Here is an 18,337-nt window from a genome sequence, read left to right on the forward strand (position 1 = left end):
GCAACGACGAGCGGCACGAGGGAGCCCGCCATGCAGATGGACGACATGATCCTGGTCAGCATCGACGACCACATGGTCGAGCCACCGGACATGTACCAGAACCACGTGCCGGCCAAGTGGCTCGACAAGGCTCCGCGCGTCGAGCGCAACGACCAGGGCAACGACGAGTGGGTCTTCCAGGGCCAGCGCACCTCCACTTCGTTCGGCATGGCCGCCACGGTCGGCTGGCCGCGAGAGGAGTGGGGGTTCAACCCTGGCTCGTACACGGAGCTGCGGCCCGGCTGCTTCGACGTGCACCAGCGCGTCCGCGACATGGATGCCAACGGCGTGCTCGCCTCGATGTGCTTCCCGACCATGGCGGGATGGAACGCCCGCACCTTCACCGAGTCGGGCGACAAGGAGATCGCCCAGATCATGCTCCAGGCGTACAACGACTGGGTGCTCGATGAGTGGTGCGCCGCGTACCCGGGCCGGTTCATCCCGCTGTGCATCGTTCCGATGTGGGACGTCGAGCTGGCGGCCAAGGAAGTCGAGCGGGTGGCCAAGAAGGGCTGCCGCTCGATCAGCTTCCTCGAGACGCCCCACGTGCAGGGCTTCCCCAGCTTCTTGTCGGGCTACTGGGACCCGATGATGAAGATGATGTCGGACCATGACGTCGTGCTGTCGCTCCACATCGGCGCCGGCTTCGACGTCATCAAGCGACCGCCCGAAGCACCCGTCGACCACCTCATGGTCCTGGCCTGCCAGATCAGTGCCATCACGGCGCAGGACCTGCTGTTCGGCCCCACGCTGCGCCAGTTCCCCGATCTCAAAGTGGCGCTGTCCGAAGGCGGCATCGGCTGGATCCCGTTCTACTTCGACCGCATCGATCGACACTTCCAGAACCAGGCATGGCTGCACGGCGGCGACGACTTCGGTGGCAAGCTGCCGTCGGAGGTCTTCCGCGACCACATCCTTGCCTGCTACATCACCGACCCGTCCGGCTTGTTGCTGCGAGACCGCATCGGCGTCGACATCATCGCCTGGGAGTGCGACTACCCGCACACCGACACGACGTGGCCCGAGTCGCCCGAGTTCGCCTGGAGAGAGTTCCAGGACGCCGGCTGCTCCGACGCCGACATCCACAAGATCACCTGGGAGAACAGCACCCGGTTCTTCGGTTGGGACCCGTTCGCGCACACCCCGAAGGACCAAGCCACAGTCGGCGCGCTGCGGGCTCGCTCGGCCGACGTCGACACGACCCGCCGCTCGCGCGCCGAGTGGAGGGAACGCAACGAGGCCGCCGGCATCGGCGTCTTCTGACCCCGCCGTTTCGGGTCCGGGCCCGCCAGCCGACGGCCGACCCACCTACCACGCTGCCGCCTCGACCGGGCGGCCTGCTTCCCGGCCCCGTGCCCCGTCCCCCCGGGGTGCGGGGCCGGCGAACTCGGGCCCCGCAGGGCCGCTAGAGGTTGCCGACCTCGTGCTCGAGGTACGCGGCGTACTTGGCGCGCGCGGCCTCGACCTTTCCGGGGATCCATTCGGTGGGCCACATGCCCTCGGTGCCTTCGTAGTCACGCAGCACTTGGCGCGCCACCGTCACCTTGTGCACTTCAGTGGGCCCGTCCGCGAGCCCCATGACCCCCGCGCCGTGAATCATCCCGAAGAACGGCATCTCGTTCGTGGTCCCCAGCGCGCCGTGCACCTGCATGGCACGCCACGCGATGTCGTGCAGCACGGTCGGCATGACGACCTTGGCGGTGGCGATGTCCTTCCGCACGCGCTGGTAGTCGTTGTACTTGTCGATCTTCCACGCGGTGTTGAGGACGAACAGGCGGAACTGGGCGAGCTGCGCGTACGACTCCGCGATGTAGCCCTGCACGAACTGCTTGTCGGCGAGCAGGCTGCCTTGGGTCTCGCGGCTGAGCGCCCGCTCGCACATCATGTCGATCGCCCGTTGCGACATGCCGATCGTGCGCATGGCGTGGTGGATCCGGCCACCGCCGAGGCGGGTCTGGGCGATCACGAACGCCTGTCCTTCGCCGCCGAGCAGCGACGCGGCCGGCACCCGCACGTTGTCGTAGTGGATCAACGCGTGCGAACCCTCGTTCATCGGCTCGCCGTACAGGCCGACGTTGCGCTCGATGCGCACGCCAGGGGTGTCGGTCGGGACCAGGAACATCGACATGCCCTTGTACGGGCTCACGTCGGGGTTCGAGACGGCCATCACGATGAGGAACGCGGCCGTCTTGGCGTTCGAGGAGAAGTACTTCCAGCCGTTGATGACCCACTCGTCGCCGTCTTGCACAGCCTGGGTCGTGAACTGGGTGGGGTCGGCCCCGGCGTGCGGCTCGGTCATCGAGTAGCTCGAGAAGATCTCGCCGTCGAGCAGCGGCTGGAGGTAGCGCTCCTTCTGCTCGGGGGTGCCGTAGTGGGCGATGATCTCGGCGTTGCCGGTGTCGGGTGCCTGGCAACCGAACACGATCGGGGCCCACTGCGAGCGGCCGAGGATCTCGTTGAGCAGCGCCAACTTGAGCTGGCCGTAGCCCTGCCCGCCGAGCTCGGGCCCGAGATGGGTGGCCCACAGACCTTGCCGGCGGACTTCCTCTTTGAGCGGGTCGATGATCTTGCGGCGGGTCTCGTCGAGCGGGACGAACTGCAGGTGCGGGAACGCGTGGTCGAGCGGCTCGACTTCCTCCCGCACGAACTCCTCGACCCAGTCGAGTCGTGCCTGGTAGTCGGGATCAGTCTCGAAGTCCCACGCCATGGGCCGCTCCTCCCTGTCCCTGCCAGAATATGATTCTGGTGACAGAGAGTCCAGTTCCGGGTCGTGGACGGCGTCGGCCCTCGCGCCCGCTGACGAACCGAGAGCCCAGGTCCGGCGGGTCAGCCCGGCGAGCCCGACGACGGGCCACGTGGCACGTCGCGAAACGGCACGTCGCGGTCGAGCGAGCGCTCCCGGGGCATGCCGAGCACCCGCTCGCTGATCACGTTGCGAGCCATCTCCGTGGTGCCACCGCCGATGGCGGTGACCTGGCGCATCAGGTAGTCGATCCCGACACCGGCGGCCGACCCGTCGTCGTCGGACCACGCCGCCCCTGCGCCGCCGGCGATCTCGAACGCGATCGACGTCTTGCGCGCCGTCGCCTCGGCCGTGAACAGCCGGCTCACGGCCGCCGCCTGGTCGGACATCGCGCCCGTCGCGATCCCGTCGCGCAACCGGCGGTGGGCGGCATCCCGCACCAGGTCGAACATCCGCGCCTCGCCGATCAGGTCACGCACGCCGGGATCGTCGAGCCGACCCACGTCGCGGGCCAAGGCGACGAACGTCGCGGCGCCCAACCCGCCGTGCACCAGGTCGGATGGGAAGGTGACGTACGGCGAGTTGTGGAGCATCCGCTCGTGGAACATCCACCGCGTGCCGACCGTCCAGCCATCGTCGACCTCGCCGACGCGGTCGGCGTCGGGCACCCGCACGTCGGTCATGAACTCCTGGCAGAACTCCTTGTTGCCGTTGAGCATCTCGATGCGGTGCACCTCGATGCCGGGCTGGCGTAGCGGCAACATGAAGACGGTCAGGCCTCGGTGCTTCGGCACGTCCCAGTTCGTGCGCGCAAGGCACAGTCCCCAGTCGGCCCACCACGCACCGGTGGTCCAGATCTTCGAACCGTTGAGGACCCACTCGTCGCCGTCGCGGGTGGCGCTGGTCAGCGCCCCCGCCACGTCGGAGCCCCCGCTCGGCTCCGACAGCAGCTGCATCCAGATCTCCTCGCCTCGCAAGATGGCCGGCAGGTGACGGCGCTTTTGCTCCTCGGAACCGAAGTCGAGGATCACCGCCGCGCACGGCGAGTGCGTGGGCGCTTGGAGGCGCGAGGGGGTCTCGAAACCCGACAGTTCCTCGTTCAGCGCGGCTTGGTGCGCGGGGCTGAGCCCCTGGCCGCCGTACTCGCGCGGGAAGCAGATTCCGGCGAGCCCCGCGTCGAACAGGCGGCGCTGGAGCTGGCGGTCGTAGTCGACTGCGGCGAGCTCCTCTTCCTCGTTGCGATCGTTGCGCAACGTCATCACGTTGGCAGTGGAGCGTTCGAGGTTGTCCTCGATCCACGCCCGTGCGCGCCGGCGGAAGGCGTCGAGGCTCTCGCCGGACCCGTGGTCCGTGGGCGCGTTGCTCACGCTGCGCTCCCCTCGTTCTGTTCGGCGATGTCCGCCAGCCGCTGGCGATGCTCGGCAGCTGTGCCGCAGACCGCCGCGTTGACCGTGACGCGCCGCAAGTAGAGGTGCAAGTCGTGGTCGAACGTGATCCCGATGCCGCCGTGGAGCTGCACGCACTCCTGCAACAGCTCCGTTCCGTACGTGCCGATGTATGCCTGCGCGGCGCTGACCAGCTCGACCGCGTCGGCCTGTCCCCGCGCGACCGCGGCGGCCGCTTCGTCGGCGATGGCGTGGCTTCCTTCGAGCCACATCAACATGTCGGCGAAGCGGTGCTTGAGGGCTTGGTAGGACGCCAGCGGACGCCCGAACGAGTAGCGGTCGAACGCCCACTCGACGGTCATGTCGAACGCTCGCTGCATGGCGCCGACGGACTCCGCGGCCAGCAGGACGCCAGCCATCTGCAGCTGCCGGCCGACCTGTTCACCGGCCTCGCCAACCGCGCCGATGAGCGCCGTGGCCGGCATCCGCACCTCGTCGAAGCGCAACCGCGCGAAACGCCGGGTGAGGTCGACCGACTGGAGCGGCTCGACGGTGAGGCCCTCCGCGTCGGCGGGCACCAGGAGCTGCGTGAGACCGTCGCCGGTGCGGCCCGCGACCACGACGTGCGTGGCTCGGCCACCGGCTTCGACCGGCCGCGCGATGCCCGTGAGCACGAGGTCGTCGCCCGCGGGCGTGATCGTGACCGAGGCCGTGTCGCCACCTCGTCTCTCTGCACCCGAGGCCGCGAACCACGAGACGAGCGCCGCACCCGACAGCTGATCGTGCAGCGCTGCCAGATGACCCGCGTCGGTCGACGAGCTCAGCGCGCAGGCCGCCAGGTTGGCGCCGATCAGCGGTCCGGGCGCGGCGTGACGGCCGAACTCGTAGGCGATCAACGTGAGGTCGACCAGCCCGTGGTCGCTGACCGCGCCGCCACCGTGTGCCTCGTCGACGAGCAGCGACGTCCAGCCGAGCTCGGCCCCTTGGCGCCAGTAGTCGGGGGTGAACCCTGCAGGGTCGTGGCGCAACGCCCGGAGGTCGGCGACGCCTGCCCGATCGGTGAGGAAACGATCGGTCGTCTCGCGGAGAAACGCCTGGTCGCCGTTCGGCTGGATCAGCACCGGGCTACCTGCCGCTCGCCGCGCGGAGGTGGTGTCGGTTCGGATGCTCGACGGGCACGAATCCCTCGTTTCCCAACTCGTTTGGTGACGCAACTGTTAGATTACTTCCTTCGCAGCCCACGCCGTCCACCCGGCACCCCATCGGAGGCCTCCATGACTGCCGTGATGCAAGGCGTTCGCATCCTCGAAGTGGCGGAACAGACGTTCGTGCCCGCCGCGTCGGCCCTGCTGTCGGACTGGGGCGCCGACGTGATCAAGATCGAGCACGCCGTGCGAGGCGACGCGATGCGGGGGCTCGCCTCGACCGGCGTGGCGCTGATCCCCACCGACGTGCACGTGCTGCTCGAGCACTCCAACCGCGGCAAGCGCAGCCTCGGGCTCGACCTGTCGACCGACGAGGGACGAGCGATCCTCTATCAACTCGCCGCGACCGCCGACGTCTTCCTCACCAACAAGTTGCCCGGCGTGCGCGAGCGACTGCGCATCCGCGACGACGACATTCGCGCGCACAACCCGAACATCATCTACGTGTGCGGCACCGGCCAAGGCGAGCGGGGGCCCGACGCCGACAAGGGCTCCTACGACGCACTCGCGTTCTGGGCGCGCGCCGGCGCGGCCTACGGCGTGCAACGACCCGAGCACACCAACGTGCCGTCGCCACCCGGGCCGGGCTATGGCGACTCCATCGGGGCGATGACCATCGCCGGCGGCATCATGGGCGCGCTGTTCCACCGCGAGCGTACCGGCGAGGCCACCACCGTCGACGTCTCGCTGTTCGGCACCGGCTTGTGGGCCATGGGCCAATCCGTCGCGCTGTCGCTCGTGCTCGACCAACCGCTGCCTTCGCCGTCCGACGACGCACCGCGCGCCAACCCACTCGTCGCCAACTACCTCACCAAAGACGGTCGCTGGCTGGCGCTCTGCTGCCTCCAGGCCGGCCAGTACTGGAGTGGGCTGTGCGACGCGATCGGACGACCCGAGCTCGCCGACGATCCACGGTTCAACAGCCATGACCTGTTGATGGACAACCACCGCGAGGTGAAGGCGATCCTGCGCGAGGCGTTCGGCGCTCGCACGCTCGAAGAGTGGCGGGATGCGCTGGCGGGCTTCGCCGGGCAGTGGACCGTGGTCCAGCACTCGCTCGAAGCCGCCAACGACCCGCAGTCCGGAGCGAACGGCTACATCCAGGACTGTGTGACGGCCAAGGGCATCCCGTTCAAGCTGGCGGCCGCCCCGGTGCAGTTCGGCGGTGAGCCGTCGCCGGCGGGGCGCGCGCCCGAGCTCAACGAGCACGGCGACGAGATCCTCGCTGAGCTCGGCCTCGACTGGGACACGGTGGTCGATCTCAAGGTCCGGGGCATCGTGGCGTGACCACCCGTCCCAGCCAGTCGAACAGCGCGCGCGCCCGCGACGGCGTGATCGTGCGGCGCGCCCCGTTCTCGGAGAACCCCACCGTTGGCGCCCGCGGCCAGCAGACCCAGCAGCGCATCCTCGACGCGGCCCTGCGGGTGTTCGCCGAGGAGGGCTACCACCAGTGCAGCGTCGACCGGATCACGACACGGGCCGGCTGCTCGCGGGTGGCCTTCTACCAGTACTTCTCCAGCAAGGAGGACGTGTTCCGCCACTTGTCCGGACAAGTCGCCCGCCAACTCCGGGCTTCGACCGAAGCGCTCGATCCCATCGGCCCCGACGAGGCCGGCTGGCAGAGCTTGCGCAGTTGGGTGGCGCGCCACGGCGAGATCTACGAACGGCACCAGCCGGTGTACAACGCGTTCGGCGCTGCAGCCGAGACCGACGAAGAGGTCGCGTCCGGGGCGGCGCGCTGGGGCGAGCGCAACGTCGCGACCATCCGCTCGCGGTTGACCACCATGACCCTGCCGCCGCGGCAGCTCGACCCCCTGATCCTCCTGTTGAGCTCGTGGATGACCCACACGCTCGACCTCAGCACGATCCTGCGCGTGGCCGCCCCCGAGGCGTACCCGAAGGATCGGCTCGAGGTGGCGCTCACCGATGTCATCCACCGCTCGCTGTTCGGCCTCGCCGCGAGCGTCAACATGCACGCTCCGGCGGCCACGCCTCCCCCGCGGCTCGACTTCGGTCCGGCCTTGCGCGAGCTCTTCGCGGACGCCCGGACGCAACCCACCGAGCCCTCGAACGGGCGGCGCGCCCTGGCCGCGCTGCTGGCGTCGAGCCGCGACGTCTTCATCAACCGCGGCTACCACGGCACCCGGGTCGACGACCTCGTCGAGGCCGCAGGCGTGTCGCACGGCGCGTTCTACCGCTACTTCCCCAACAAGGAGGCGTTGGTCCGCGCGCTCACCGCCACGGCGATCCAGAGCGTGTCCCGCACCTTCCTCGAGCTCCCGCAGCTCGAGGGGCCCGACCACTCCGGCGACCGGGCCGCGCTGCGGCGCTGGCTGCGCCGCTACAACGCCAGCCAGTCGGAGGAAACCGGCATGATCCGCGTGTGGGTCGAGGGGTCGCTCCGCGACGCCACGCTGACAGCCGAGCGGGCCGCGTTGTTCGACTGGGGCCGCCGGCGCGTCGCCCGCTTCCTCGCACCCCGCAACTTCGGCGACGTCGACACCGAAGCGCTGCTGATGGTGTCGCTGCTCAGTGCGTTCGGCGCCGAGAGCCGCCCCGCGGCCACCGTCGACGCCGCCGCACACATCATCGAGCGTGGGCTCCTCGGGCGATGACCGCACAATGCCCGTCCACCCGACCGATCGGGAGACTGCCATGACCACCACTGCCGCCGTCGAGTTCGACCCGTTCTCCGACGACTACTTCAACGACCCGAGCGAGGTCTACCGCCGACTCCGCGACGAGGCGCCCGTCTACTACTCCGAGCGGTACGACTTCTACGCGGTGTCGCGCTTCGCGGACGTCGTGACTGCGCACCGCAACTGGAAGCAGCTGTCGAGCGCGCATGGCGTCGACCTGTCGACGTTGACCAAGGACCCGGCGCTCATCAAGAGCTTCCGCAGCATCATCATGATGGACCCACCCGAGCACGATCTGCTGCGTGCGCTGGTCAGCCGGGTGTTCACCCCGAAGGCCGTGACCGGCCTGACACCCATGGTCCGCGAAGTGGTCGCCGCCCAGCTCGACCAGCTCGGCGATGCCAACCACTTCGATGCAGTTGCCGACTTCTCCGCCTGGTTTCCGGTCGAGATCATCTCCCGCATGCTCGGCGTGCCCGAGGGTGAGCGGCAGCAGATCCGCCATTGGATCGACGTGAGCTTGCATCGCGACCCGGGCGACATGGAACCCACCGAAGAAGGCCGGCAGGCAATGCTGGAGACCGGCGCCTACTTCTACGAGCTCGCCGCGAGCAAGCGCCGCAACCCCGGCGACGACATGCTGTCGCGCCTCACACAAGTCACCGTCGACCGCGGCGACGGCGTCGAGACGGGCCTCGACGACAGCGAGATCGCTGGTTTCGCCACCTTGTTGGGCGGGGCAGGCGCCGAGACGGTCACCAAGCTCGTCGGCAACGCCGTGGTGTTGTTCGCACGCCATCCCGAGCAATGGCAAAAGGTGGTCGACGACCCCGACAAGATCCCGCGGGCGGTCGAGGAGATCCTTCGCTACCTGCCTCCCTCGCAATACCAAGGTCGCTTCTCGATCGCCGACGTGGAGCTCGAGAGCGGCACCATCGAGGCCGGCCACCCCGTGCTGTTGATCACCGGCGCGGCCACTCGCGACCCGCGCGCGTTCGACCGCGCCGACGAGTTCGACGTGGAGCGCGAGCCCAATGTCGCGATCGGCTTCGGCCACGGCATCCACAGCTGCCTCGGCGCCGCCCTCGCGAGAGCCGAGAGCCGCTTAGCCATCGAGGAGCTTGCCCGCCGCTGGCGACGCCTCGAGGTCGACGAAGCAGGGCTTCGGCGAGTACAGATGTCGAATGTGGCGGGCTACTCGAACGTCCCGGTGACGGGGATCTCGTGACGCAACAGGCGCCGAGCCTCGGCCGCAAGATCGCCGAGCAGGCGGCCGTGCGCCCACACGACGAGGTCTACGTCCACGTCGCGCTCGACGGCACGGAGCAGACGCTCACCTGGGAGACCTTGCACCGGCGGTCGAACCAGGTCGCGGCTGCGCTCGCCGACAAGGGCCTCGGCCTGGGCGACCGGATCGGCATCGCGCTGCGGAACTCGCCTGCCTTCACGTACACCGCGTTCGCGGCGTGGAAGGTGGGGGCCATACCGATCCCGATCCGGTGGGACCTCCCCGACTGGGAACTGCAACGCCTCCGAGAAGTCGTCGACCCGCGGGTGTTCGTCGGCGCAGACGACCTCGAGTGGATCGAGTCCACGACCGACCTTCCGCCAGCCGACCTGCCCGACGTCACATCGCCACGTGCGTACGGCATCTGCAGCAGCGGCTCGACGGGCACGCCCAAAGTGATCGTCGTCGCCGCTCCTGGTGAGTTCAACGACATGTACGCAGGCTCGATCGTCGACACGTGGGAACCGGCACCACGGCCGCAGACCATCGCCGTGCTGGCGCCGATGTACCACGTCAACGCCTTCGTGACCTTGCAGTACCTGCTCGCCGGCGACCGCCTCGTGGTCCTCGAGAAGTTCGAGGCAGCACGCGTCGTAGACGTGATCGAACGGCACCGGATCACCACGTTCACGGCCACACCCACGATGCTCCAGCGGATCGCCGATCTCCCTGGTGTCGACGAGCGCGACTTGTCGAGCTTGGTGTGGATCCTCCAGGGCGCGGCCCCGATGCCGCCGTCGCTCGTGCACAGATGGGCGTCGCTCATCGGCGCCGAGCGCATCGTGATGGCCTACGGCATGACCGAATCCATCGGCATCACCGCGCTGCGCGGCGACGAGTGGATGACCCACGAGGGCAGCGTGGGCAAAGGGTTCCGCGGTACCGAGATCCGCATCCTCGACGAAGACGGCAAGCAAGTGCCCACCGGTTCGGTCGGGTCGATCTACCTGCAGTCGCCGACGTATGGCGGCTCCACGTATCTGGGTCAGGCACCGCAACTCGACGAGCGCGACGGGTTCCGCACGGTGGGCGACGTCGGCTACGTCGACGACGACGGTTACCTGTACCTGGTCGACCGCCGCGTCGACTTGATCATCAGTGGCGGCGCCAACGTCTTCCCCGCAGAGGTGGAGACTGCGCTGATCGACCACCCAGCGGTGGCCGACGTCGTGGTGGTCGGGTTGCGCGACCCCGAGTGGGGTCGGCGGGTGCACGCGATCGTCGAGCCTGCCGATCCCGGCACGCCGCCGACGGCAGGCGAGCTGATCGCATATGCCAAAGGCCGCCTCGCTGCCTACAAGGTTCCCAAGACGATCGAGTTCGTCGAGCGGGTGCCGCGCAGCGAAGCAACCAAAGTGAACCGGCAGCGGCTGGTCGAGGCCCGCGGCGGCTGACGCGGTCAGTGGGATCCGGCGGCGAGCAGTCGTTCGGAGATGTCGCCGAGCGCAGCAGGCGAGCCGTCGTAGACCACTTCACCGTGCTGCAACAACACGACGGAGTCGGCGATCTGCATGGCGTGGCCGACGTACTGCTCGATGATCAGCAACGCGGTGCCCGCGCTGCGGACCTGGTCCAGCAAGCCGTACACCTCGTCGACGATGATCGGGGCCAACCCGAGCGAGAGCTCGTCGACCACCAGCAACCGCGGCGGCCGCACCAGCACCCGGGCCAGCGACAACATGCGCTGCTCGCCGCCCGAGAGCGTGCCGGCACGCTGCTTGCGGCGGTCGCCAAGGCGGGGGAAGAGCTCGAACGCCCGCTCGAGACCGGCGGCCACACCCCGTCGCCCCAAGCTGCGTTGGAAGTCGAGGGTGAGGTTCTCCTCGACCGACAGCGACGCGAACACCGACCGGCCTTCCGGCGCGTGGACGATGCCGAGCGGCGCGATCCGCCACGCTTTGAGATTCGTGATGTCGTGACCATCGAAGCGCACGGCGCCGGACGTGACCGGTACCAAGCCGGTGACGACCCGGGCGAGCGTGGTCTTGCCGGCACCGTTGGCACCGAGCAGCGCGACGACTTCGCCCTCGCCGATCGAGAACGACACGTCGAACACGGCGCGGAACGGCCCGTAGCCCGCGTTGACCGAATCGAGCTCCAGCAGCGGCGCACCCGGCGCGGTCACGACTCGCTCCCGGATGTGGCCAGCTCGCCCAAGTAGGCCTCACGCACCCGCCGGTCGTTCAGCACCTCTGCGGTCGGGCCTTCGGCGATGACGGTTCCGAAATCGAGCACATAGATCCGCTCGACGAACTGGCGCACCATCTCGACGTCGTGTTCGACCAGCAGGACCGCCGCGCCGCGTTCACGATGCACGTTGCGCAGCGTCTCGGTGAGCGCCGCGGTCTCGCTGCGGTCGAGCCCCGAGGACGGCTCGTCGAGCAGTAGCAGGCGCGGCTCGGTCATCAAGGCTCGGCCGACCTCGACGAGTCGGCCGCGACCAAGGCTGAGCGACTCGATCGGCCGATCGGCGCAGTCATCCAGACCGAGCAGCGCCAAGGTGGCGTCGACCCGTTTCCTCGCGTCGGGCTTGGGACGGCTCAGCCCGACCACGTCGCGCCACACCGCGCACTTCCCGTCGCGCATCTGGTCGGCGAGCAACAGGTGCTCGCGGGGCGTCATGCCAGTGAACAGCTCGATGCGTTGGAAGGTGCGCCCGAACCCGAGGCGGGCCCGCTTGAAGGTGGGCATGCGACCAAGGGTCTGCCCGCCGAGGTGGACCGAGCCCTGGTCGGGGCGCAACACGCCGAACATGCAGTTGAACAGGGTGGTCTTGCCGGCGCCGTTGGGTCCGATCAGACCGACGAGCTCGCCATCGTCGATGCGAAGGCTCACGTCGTTGAGCGCCTTGATGCCCGAGAAGCTCAACGAGATGTTCGACGCGTGCAAGAGCGCGCTCATCGGGCTTCACTCCCCTCGCCGATGCCAGCAGCTGTGGGCTGCGGATCCGGCGCACCGTCGGCCACGGCGACCGGCTCGGGGGGCGTGGCGACCGGCGACGGGGAACCCCGGTCGAGCAGTCGCTGGAGGCGGTTCATCGTGAGCCCGTTGTAGTACTGCAGCACGCCTTCGGGGTGTTGCGCGAAACCGATGGCGCCGAGGCCGAACAGCACGATCTGCCACTGCTGGGAGATGTGCAGCGCTTGGAGGATCTCGGGGGAGAACGTGAACGCGCACGCCGCGGCGATCGCGCCCAGCACGGTGCGCGTGCCCATGATGACCACGAGCACCAACCACAGCAGCGCGCCGACGACGGTGAAGTTCGCGTCGTAGTTGGCCGCACCTTCCCGCATGCTCAACAGCGCCCCGCCCAAGCCCGCCAGCGCGGCCGACACGGCGAACGCGAGGATCCGCAGTCGCGTCGGGCTGACGCCCATCGACGCGGCGGCGACTTCGGACGTGTCGAGCGCCCGCAAGCTCCGACCGACCAGACCGCGGCGGATGCGCGCGACGACGAACGACGCCAGCGCCAAGATCACGAAGCACAGCAGCATGTAGCTGCGATCGTCGGTGAAGTTGATCGGGCCGAGCTGCGGGCGCGGCACGGCAATCGGCAACTGCCCGCCGCTGGCCCAGTCGAACTTGCGAATCACGCTTTCGAAGAACATCGCGAACGCCAACGTCGCGAGCGCCAGATAGATGCCGCCGAGCCGGAGCGCCGGGATGGCCAAGATCGCGCCCACGAGCGCGGCGAGCACCACGCCGATGACCATCGCCGGCAACACGCCCATGCCCTGTTTCGTGGCGAGCTGGCCGGCGGTGAACCCGCCGATGGCCGCGAACGAGCCCTGCGCCAGCGAGATCTGGCCCGCCATCCCGGTGAACACCGTGAACGACAAGAAGATGACGGCCAGCGCGGCAGCCTTGGTGCCGAGGCCGACCCAGTAGTTGTCGGCGGCGAAACCGAAGTACAGCAGCGCGCCGGCGACCACCGCCACGCCCATGATCCGGGTGGCAAGGGTGAGGGCCGGGCTGCGTTCGTCGGTCACGTCGCCGGCAGACGGCGGGTCGACACCGGCAAGGGGATCCGCGTGGCCGGTGTCGCGCTGCAACGACGGCTTGAAGATCAAGACCACGAACAGCAACACGAATGGCAACGACGGACGCAGGCCCTGCGAGACGATGCTGTTCGCCGGCAACCAACGAGCCAGCAGCTGCGCACCGATGCCGAGGCCGAGCCCACCGACCACTGCCAGAGGCAGGCTCGACAGGCCGGCGAACACGGCAGCAGCGATCGCCACCACGATCAACAAGAAGAAGTTCTGCGACGACAGCTGCGGATACAGCGGGCCGAGCAGCGCACCGGCGAGCCCGGCAAACAAGCTCGACAGCATCCACCCTGCCGACGACACCCGATCGGAGCTGATCCCTGCGAGCTCGGTCATGCGGGGGCTCTCGACGACCGCGCGCATTCGGAGCCCGATGGCCGTGTAGCGAAACAGCGCCGTCAGCACCACCAGCGCGCCGAGGGTGGCCACGATCGTGGCGATGTCGTCCCGGAAGAAGCCGTAGCTACCGAGGTGGTACGTGGTGTCGCCGGACCCGACGATGCCCTCGACCCCGTACAGCGGCGCGGAGCCGAAGTCCAGCGCCAGCTTCACGATCTCGGGCAGGGCGAGCAACAGACCGATGGACACCGCCAGGCGCGCCACATGTGGCGCCGTGCGCAGATGGCGGAACACCGCCCAGTACAACAACACCCCGAGCAGCGGCGCGAACAGCACGACCGCGACGAGCACGGCCGGTGGGATCGGCCACCCGTGCTTCACACGAAGCTCGTAGTACAGCGCCGCCGAGGCGTACGCCTGCGCACCGAACGCCAGGTTGAAGACGCCCGACACCTTGTAGGTGAGGACGAACCCCATCGCGATGAGCGCGAAGACGCAACCCACCGGGAAGCCCTGGATGAACGAACTGACGATGTCGTGCACTGCGAAGTTCTCCCCGAGCCGTCACGGCGCCGCGCGCCGGACCGCTAGTGGGCTTCCTTGAACGTGAAGGGCTTGTTGGTGGCGAAGGTGACGTGCACGGGGGTCTGCCACACGTCGGGCTTCTGGCCGTCGAAGCACACCCAGGGCTTGCCGTTGTCGTCCCACACGCCCACGAACTTCCCGTTCGGCCCGACCTTGACGAAGTTGGCGCACTCGAACGGCCCCCGGTTCGTGGCGACCTTCGGGTCGCCGTGCTGGCGCGTCCAGTCGATCGGCGGGTTCCAGCCGTCGCCGACGTACCAGCTCTGCGTGTTCCAGGCGTTGATCAAGTTGGCCCAGGTGAAGTCCGGGCCGGCGGCCTTGAGCGCGTTCACGAACTGCAGACCCGAGATCCAGCCCTGGGCGGTGAGCTCGGCGACCTGGATGTGGTGAGCCTTGGCGTACGCGACGTACTCCTTGACCGCGGCAGCCTGCGGCTGGTGCTCGAACGCGGTGATGTTCGCCAACATGATGTCGCCTTCGAGGTACTTGGCGTTCTTCGAGACGAACGTCTGGTCGTACATGTTGGCGTGCATGAAGGTGACCTTGTCGCGGATCCCCTGCTTGACCATCTCCTTGGCCACTGCGAAGTCGCCGTTGTAGTCCATGCAGGTGACGAGGAAGTCGACGCCCTTCGACTTCATCTGCGAGACCTGTGCCGAGTAGTCGGTCTGGCCGAACTGCAACGACGAGTCTGCGAACACGACGTGTGCCCCGACGTCGTTGCCGAACTTGGTGAACGAGTCCTGCGTGCCCTTCGCGCACCCGGCTGCCTGGGGCACGCCATACGCGAGCACGCCAACCTTCGTGGCCTTGACCTGCTTGGCCACCCACGGCGCCATGTGTGGCTGCGGCGCGCAGTCGCTGAAGCACACCGGGCCGATGTTCGGGAAGAAGTTCTTGGGCCCGGCCCACTCGGGGTTGATGTTCCAGCCGAAGGTCGGGATGCCGGCGGCTGCCAGCTTCGGCGCACCAGTGAACAGCTCGACCGCCTCGAAGACCGCGTACACGTTGTCCTGGCTCAACATCGCGTCGGTCTCGGTGGCGTTGTTGGCGGTCTGGTCATCACGCTCGGACGCCAGCTTGATCTTGCGGCCCCAGACGCCGCCCTTGGCGTTGATCATGTCGAAGTAGCCCTGCAGCCCCTTGTTGTACTGGCTGAGGTCGGTCCCGAGCGGGTTCGTCTTCGACACGATCGACCCCACGCGGATCTCCGTGTCGCTCACGCCCGGCGCGGTCACCGCCTGGTGCTTGGAGTAGTCCGAGCCGGAGTACGTGGTGACCGGCCCGTTCGACCCCGAGCCGGTGTCGGTGGTCGAGGACCCCTTCGAGGCGTTGCTGCACGCGGCAGCCACGAGGAGCAGCAACAGCACGGCCGCAACGGTGCGACCGCGGCCGGACATCAAGCGGTTCATCAGTGGGATCCCCCGATCTTCGTCGTCTGGCTGGCCAGCCAACGGCCCGATGCATCGAACAGCTTCAGGGTGCGCAGTCTAACAGCGGTGTCACCCCCCGACCAGGCCCATTTTCGACACGGCGTCGAAAATTGGCATCGGCCGGCCGACACGCATGACCCCAGTGTTCTTGTGGGCCGTGGTGAGGCTGGCCTCCGCCTGGCCGGCGCAGCGACTGGCGCAGGTCGACCCCGCGCCGCCGCGCGAGTGAGCAAGCGGACCAAGCGGTCCGAAATGTCTAACACCAACGTCATGTCGCGGGCGCTCAGCCTTGGCGCTGGGCGTCCTTGAACGTGAAGGGTTTGTCGGTGTCGAAGCGGACGTTGACCGGCTGATACCACTGGTCCCGGTTGGCCCCGTCCCAACACACCCACGGCTTGCCGTGGTCGTCCCACACCCCTTTGAAGTCGCCGTTGGGCTGGACGCGGACCACGTTCGTGCACTCGAACCTCGGCGCGTGCGCAGGGTCGCCCGGGTTGCCGTGTTGGCGACTCCAATCGGTCGGAGGCACCCATCCGTCGGCCGTGTACCACGTGGTGGTGTTCCACGCCTGGACCAGGTTCTTCCAGGTGAAGTTCGGTCCGGCCGCCTTCAACGCGCTCACGAACTGCATCCCGGCCACCCAGCCCTGCGCGGACAGCTCGAGGATCTTGACGTCGTGCGCCTTGGCGTAGGAGATGAACTGCTTGACCGAGGCCGGCTGGGGCTGGTGCTCGAACGCAACCACCCCCGACGTCACGACCAGGTCACCGCTGAAGTACCGGGCGTTCGCCTTCACGAAGTCCTGGTCGTACATGTTCGGGTGCATGAACGTGACCTTGTCGCGGATGCCCTGCTTGACCATCTCCTTGGCCACCGCGAAGTCGCCGTTGTAGTCCATGCAGCTCACGAGGAAGTCGACGCCGGCGGCCTTCATCTTCGACACTTGGGCCGAGTAGTCGGTCTGGCCGAACTGCAACGACGTGTCGGCGAACGCCACGTGCGCGCCGACGTCGTTGCCGAACTCCTTGAACGCGCTCGAGATGCCCTTGCCGCAACTGGCCGACTGTGGAACGGCGTACGCCAACACGCCGACTTTCGCTGCGTGCACCTTTTGAGCCATCCACGGCGCGACGTGCTGGAAGGGCGAGCACTGGTTGAAGCAGATCGGCGCCACGTTGGGGAAGAAGTTCTCGGGCCCTTGCCACTCGGCGTTGATGTTCCACCCGAAGGTGGGGATCCCGGCCGCCGCGAGCTTCGGCGCGCCGGTGAACAGCTCGACCGCGACGAACGCGGCGTACACGTTGTCTTGGCTCAACAGGGCATCGGCTTCGGTGGCGTTGTTGGCCGTCTGGTCGTCCCGCTGGGACACCAGCTTGATCTTGCGACCCCACACGCCGCCTTTCGCGTCGACGTAGTCGAGGTAGGCCTGCAGGCCCTTGTTGAACTCGTTCATGTCGGTCCCGAGGGGGTTCGTTTTCGACACAATCGACCCCACGCGGATCTCCGTGTCGGTCACGCCTGGTGCGCTCACGGTCTGGTGCGTGGAGAAGTCGGACCCCGCGTACGTGGTGACCGCCCCGCCGCCTCCGGTGTCGATCGCGCCGCCACCTTTCTTCGCGTTGCTGCATGCCGCGGCAACGACGAGCAGCACGACCAGGGCCGACACAGCGCGGCCTCGCATGGACATCGACCGGCTCATCGAGCCTCCCCCGTTGATCCGATGGTGCTGCGACTGCGGGTGCCGCGCGACGGTAGCTGACCCCGGCCGCGCCGGCCTTGGATCGTCACCTCGTCAGGTGTTGCGGCCACCGTTGACGCCAATGACCTGGCCCGTCACGTAGCCCGCATCATCGGACACCAGCCACGAGCACGCGCCGGCGATGTCCTCGGGTCGGCCGGCCCGGCGGACCGGAGTCAGGGCGGCGTGGTGCTCGACGGTGTCGCCGAGCAGCCCCTGCGCCTCCGACTCGCGCAGCATGGGCGTGTCGACGAAACCTGGCGGGATGGTGTTGACCGTCACGCCTTTGGGCCCGAACTCGAGTGCCAACGCCTTCGTCAGGCCGATCAGTCCGGCTTTCGACGACACGTAGTGCGTCATGTACTGCTGGCCGCCCTGGGCGCTCGACGAGGAGATGTTCACGATCCGACCCCAGCCCGCCGTCAACATGTCGGGCAGCACCGCTTGGCAGAAGTAGAAGGGCCCGTTCAAGTTGACCGCCATGATCCGGTCCCACAAGTCGTCGGTGATCTTGAGAAACCCGGTGGTCGCGCTGATGCCAGCGCTGTTCACCAGGACGAGGACCGGCCCGAGTGCGCCACGTGCTGCTGCCACCGCTTGATCGACCTGCGCTCGGTCGGACACGTCGACGCCTCCGAGCGCCACGGCCTCACCACCAGCCTCGGTGATCTCCCCGGCCACCGCCTCGGCGCCGTCGTCGGACAAGTCGACGACGGCCACCGCGAAGCCGTCGCGGGCGAGTCGCAACGCGATGGCCCGGCCGATCCCGGACGCGCCGCCCGTCACCAGCGCCACACGCCGTTCACTCGCGCCATCGTTCGCGTCATCGGTCACGTCACGGCCTCCTCGCCGGCGGGGGGTTGCTCGGTGCGGCGACCGGGCGACTCGTGGTTC

General features: G+C 68.3%; 14 protein-coding genes. 5 read left to right on the forward strand and 9 right to left on the reverse strand.

From position 1 onward, the window contains the following. The first annotated feature begins 30 nt into the window (after positions 1-30). The gene (locus tag VHA73_03945) at positions 31-1,302 is read left to right on the forward strand and encodes an amidohydrolase family protein (GenBank protein HVX17163.1); all 1,272 of its coding nucleotides are present in this window, start codon (positions 31-33) and stop codon (positions 1,300-1,302) included. Positions 1,303-1,444: 142 nt separating this feature from the next. Here VHA73_03945 and VHA73_03950 read toward each other — a convergent pair whose 3' ends face one another. The 3 genes from VHA73_03950 to VHA73_03960 all read right to left on the reverse strand — a co-directional run bounded on the left by VHA73_03950 (position 1,445) and on the right by VHA73_03960 (position 5,288). Next, the gene (locus VHA73_03950) at positions 1,445-2,746 is read right to left on the reverse strand and encodes an acyl-CoA dehydrogenase family protein (GenBank protein ID HVX17164.1); all 1,302 of its coding nucleotides are present in this window, start codon (positions 2,744-2,746) and stop codon (positions 1,445-1,447) included. 119 nt (positions 2,747-2,865) lie between these two features. Further along, the gene (locus VHA73_03955; GenBank protein HVX17165.1) at positions 2,866-4,149 is read right to left on the reverse strand and encodes an acyl-CoA dehydrogenase family protein; all 1,284 of its coding nucleotides are present in this window, start codon (positions 4,147-4,149) and stop codon (positions 2,866-2,868) included. Further along, complete coding sequence (locus VHA73_03960) at positions 4,146-5,288, reverse strand: acyl-CoA dehydrogenase family protein (GenBank protein ID HVX17166.1); 1,143 nt, start codon at positions 5,286-5,288, stop codon at positions 4,146-4,148. Before VHA73_03960 ends, VHA73_03955 begins: the two co-directional genes overlap by 4 nt. Before the next feature lie 153 nt (positions 5,289-5,441). On the opposite strand from VHA73_03960, the gene VHA73_03965 reads away from it, so the two are divergent. From VHA73_03965 to VHA73_03980, 4 genes are read left to right on the forward strand one after another with little or no spacing between them, the layout of a single operon-like run. Further along, entirely contained in the window at positions 5,442-6,659 is a 1,218-nt protein-coding gene (locus tag VHA73_03965) for a CoA transferase (protein HVX17167.1), read from the forward strand. Next, positions 6,656-7,987, forward strand: a complete 1,332-nt coding sequence (locus tag VHA73_03970) for a TetR/AcrR family transcriptional regulator (protein ID HVX17168.1) — start codon at positions 6,656-6,658, stop codon at positions 7,985-7,987. The genes VHA73_03965 and VHA73_03970 overlap by 4 nt, the downstream gene beginning before the upstream one ends. A gap of 40 nt (positions 7,988-8,027) precedes the next feature. Then, the gene (locus VHA73_03975) at positions 8,028-9,239 is read left to right on the forward strand and encodes a cytochrome P450 (GenBank protein HVX17169.1); all 1,212 of its coding nucleotides are present in this window, start codon (positions 8,028-8,030) and stop codon (positions 9,237-9,239) included. Beyond that, positions 9,236-10,693, forward strand: a complete 1,458-nt coding sequence (locus VHA73_03980) for an AMP-binding protein (GenBank protein ID HVX17170.1) — start codon at positions 9,236-9,238, stop codon at positions 10,691-10,693. The genes VHA73_03975 and VHA73_03980 overlap by 4 nt, the downstream gene beginning before the upstream one ends. 5 nt (positions 10,694-10,698) lie before the next feature. On the opposite strand, the gene VHA73_03985 is transcribed toward VHA73_03980, so the two are convergent. The 6 genes from VHA73_03985 to VHA73_04010 form a co-directional block, all read right to left on the reverse strand. Continuing rightward, on the reverse strand, positions 10,699-11,424 hold the full coding sequence (locus VHA73_03985) for an ABC transporter ATP-binding protein (protein ID HVX17171.1): 726 nt from the start codon (positions 11,422-11,424) through the stop codon (positions 10,699-10,701). After that, the gene (locus VHA73_03990; protein HVX17172.1) at positions 11,421-12,200 is read right to left on the reverse strand and encodes an ABC transporter ATP-binding protein; all 780 of its coding nucleotides are present in this window, start codon (positions 12,198-12,200) and stop codon (positions 11,421-11,423) included. The genes VHA73_03985 and VHA73_03990 overlap by 4 nt, the downstream gene beginning before the upstream one ends. Beyond that, the gene (locus VHA73_03995; protein ID HVX17173.1) at positions 12,197-14,230 is read right to left on the reverse strand and encodes an ABC transporter permease; all 2,034 of its coding nucleotides are present in this window, start codon (positions 14,228-14,230) and stop codon (positions 12,197-12,199) included. The genes VHA73_03990 and VHA73_03995 overlap by 4 nt, the downstream gene beginning before the upstream one ends. A gap of 44 nt (positions 14,231-14,274) precedes the next feature. Then, a complete protein-coding gene (locus VHA73_04000; GenBank protein HVX17174.1) occupies positions 14,275-15,684 on the reverse strand; it encodes an ABC transporter substrate-binding protein in 1,410 nt (469 codons plus the stop codon). A 304-nt stretch (positions 15,685-15,988) separates the two neighbouring features. Then, positions 15,989-17,404: an ABC transporter substrate-binding protein gene (locus tag VHA73_04005; protein HVX17175.1), complete on the reverse strand. Its 1,416-nt coding sequence runs from the start codon at positions 17,402-17,404 to the stop codon at positions 15,989-15,991. A 93-nt stretch (positions 17,405-17,497) separates the two neighbouring features. Beyond that, positions 17,498-18,277: an SDR family NAD(P)-dependent oxidoreductase gene (locus VHA73_04010; protein ID HVX17176.1), complete on the reverse strand. Its 780-nt coding sequence runs from the start codon at positions 18,275-18,277 to the stop codon at positions 17,498-17,500. Between the last annotated feature and the right edge of the window lie 60 nt (positions 18,278-18,337).

This window comes from Acidimicrobiales bacterium, assembly GCA_035547835.1.
Lineage (GTDB): Bacteria > Actinomycetota > Acidimicrobiia > Acidimicrobiales > Iamiaceae > DASZTW01.